Origin of the sequence: Cognatundibacterium rivi (genome assembly GCF_018139565.1) — a bacterium.
Taxonomy (GTDB): domain Bacteria; phylum Pseudomonadota; class Gammaproteobacteria; order Burkholderiales; family Burkholderiaceae_D; genus Undibacterium; species Undibacterium rivi.
This window is the reverse complement of sequence record NZ_JAGSPK010000012.1, coordinates 1-565: the sequence shown is the minus strand read 5'-3', so window position 1 is coordinate 565 and position 565 is coordinate 1. Positions and strand designations below refer to the sequence as shown.

1 protein-coding gene is annotated in these 565 nt (G+C 53.6%); it reads left to right on the top strand.

The annotated features are described in order from the left end of the window. Window positions 1-537: methyl-accepting chemotaxis protein (locus tag KDM87_RS17640; RefSeq protein ID WP_230407867.1), on the top strand; the 537-nt coding region annotated here is incomplete at its 5' end. Window positions 538-565 lie beyond the last annotated feature (28 nt).

Below are 565 nucleotides of genomic sequence, written 5' to 3'. Positions count from 1 at the left end.
GGTGAACAGGGTCGCGGTTTCGCGGTGGTTGCATCGGAAGTGCGTAATCTGGCGCAGCGTAGTGCTTCGGCGGCAAAAGAGATTAAGCAGTTGATTGATGACTCTGTCAGTAAGGTGGAGCACGGTAGTCGTCTGGTGGATAACGCCGGTAGCACGATGCAGGAAATCGTGACGAGTGTGCAGCGTGTTGCTGACATCATGTCGGAAATCAGTTCAGCCAGTCAGGAACAGAGCGCGGGTATTGAGCAAGTGAATATGGCGATCAATCAGATGGATGAGATGACGCAACAGAATGCTGCGCTGGTTGAGGAAGCGGCCGCTGCGGCGGAAAGTATGCGTGAACAATCCGATAATCTGACGCAAGTCGTGGCGCAGTTCAAAATTGCGGCTCAGTTGCAAACGGCCAGCACACCAACCAAAACACCGGCACGCACAGTGAAACCAGCTGCGGCTGTACGTCCGGTCAAAGCTGCGCCTGCTCCTCGCAAACAAATTACGACCGCATCAACCTCGAATCAGGACTGGGAAGAATTCTGACCGGGATGTATTAGCGATGAAAACTCAG